This window comes from Bradyrhizobium sp. AS23.2 (genome assembly GCF_001908185.1).
Classification (GTDB): Bacteria; Pseudomonadota; Alphaproteobacteria; order Rhizobiales; family Xanthobacteraceae; genus Bradyrhizobium.
Window position 1 is genome coordinate 1 of record NZ_LGHM01000389.1, and the last position, 1,391, is coordinate 1,391.

The 1,391-nt window shown below is 60.6% G+C and carries 2 protein-coding genes; one reads left to right on the top strand and one right to left on the bottom strand.

The features are described from left to right. Positions 1–86: 86 nt before the first annotated feature. Positions 87–853 (top strand): IS5 family transposase gene (locus tag AC630_RS43240; RefSeq protein ID WP_283808488.1). Its coding sequence is split into 2 segments (ribosomal slippage): positions 87–410 and positions 413–853, totalling 765 coding nucleotides; the frame shifts between segments, so codons are not numbered across the junction. 188 nt (positions 854–1,041) lie between these two features. Here the strand turns inward: AC630_RS43240 and AC630_RS46130 are convergent. Then, a partial coding sequence (locus AC630_RS46130) for a hypothetical protein (RefSeq protein WP_074124396.1) occupies positions 1,042–1,391 on the bottom strand: 350 nt, incomplete at its 5' end.

Here is a 1,391-nt window from a genome sequence, read left to right on the forward strand (position 1 = left end):
AAAGTACGKCACCCTAGGTGGTGTGGACTCTAAGGATTCCCATTTAAGTGCAAATCAGATTCAAGGCTTCTTTTGGGGAGGTCGCCTTGGGTGTGATGGATCGTTTGGTTTTGAGCGACGCGGCCTGGGAGCGAATGGCGCCCTTGATCATCGGACGGCCCGACCAGAAGGGCTCGACCGGGCGGGACAACCGGATGTTTGTGGAGGGGGTGCTTTGGATCGTGCGTACGGGCTCTCCCTGGCGTGATCTTCCAGAGGCCTTTGGGGAGTGGAATAGCGTCTTCCGGCGCTTCAGCCGGTGGAGCATCAAAGGTGTTTGGTGGCGGATCTTCGAGGCGATGTCGGATGATCCGGACTTCGAATATCTGATCGTCGATTCCACTATCGTCCGGGCGCATCAGCACGCCGCCGGGGCGCGAAAAAAAGGGGGTCTGAAGATCAGGCGCTTGGCCGCTCGCGCGGCGGCCTGAGCACGAAGATCCACATGGCCGTTCGCGGCCTGGGATGTCCTGTACGGTTCACGCTCACCGCTGGCCAGAAGGGGGATGCACCGCAAGCCGCCGCCTTAATCGAGGGATTGCCCGCCGAGGTGGTCATCGCCGATACAGCCTATGACGCCGATCATTTGCGCCAGGACATCGCTGCCAAAAGGGCGCTCGCCGTCATCCCCAACAACCCGTCACGCGCGCTGAAATATCCGCTCGACAAGCATCTCTATGCCCAGCGCCATCTCGTGGAATGCTGCTTCTCCAAACTCAAGCAGTTCCGCCGCGTCGCCACCCGCTTCGAAAAGACGGCCCGAAATTACCGCGCCGTCGTCACTCTCGCCGCAATCGTCCTATGGATGCGATAAGTGTCCACACCGCCTAGTCCCTCTCGCAACTCATTGAAAGTGCAAGTGCTTGGATTGAGTGCTGCGAGTCTTGGGCGGAGATCGCCGGACAAAGTATGTCCCCTGACCAGAGCCATGTCACGTAGCTATGATCTCAGCCACTCGCACAGCGGCTCACCTTGGTTGATCGTTGGCCTCGAACGAGGGGGTCAGGAGGCGTCCACCGCGCGGGGAAATCGTGCCCTTTGCAGGGGCTCAGCCAAGGTGAAGATCATGCGCGATTTGAAGGCAGCCGGGCTCTGCGCGATCAGTATATGGCGGAGCGGGCGCGAATCTGGAGCGAAGGTCGGTCCGTTCAGAGCATAGTGCTGCGGACGTCGCGTCCACATCGGCACGTCCAACCCCCAGCGACGGGCGAGATGTTCGCCGACCGCGCCCAGCCACGCATCCTGAAGAGGGTTGCCTGTGAAATTCGGCGCTTCATCGAGCCGCCGTTGCTGCTGCGGCTTGTTCGGGTGGTCGAGATAGAACGCGTCCAGAAATTCGTCGAGAGCATGCC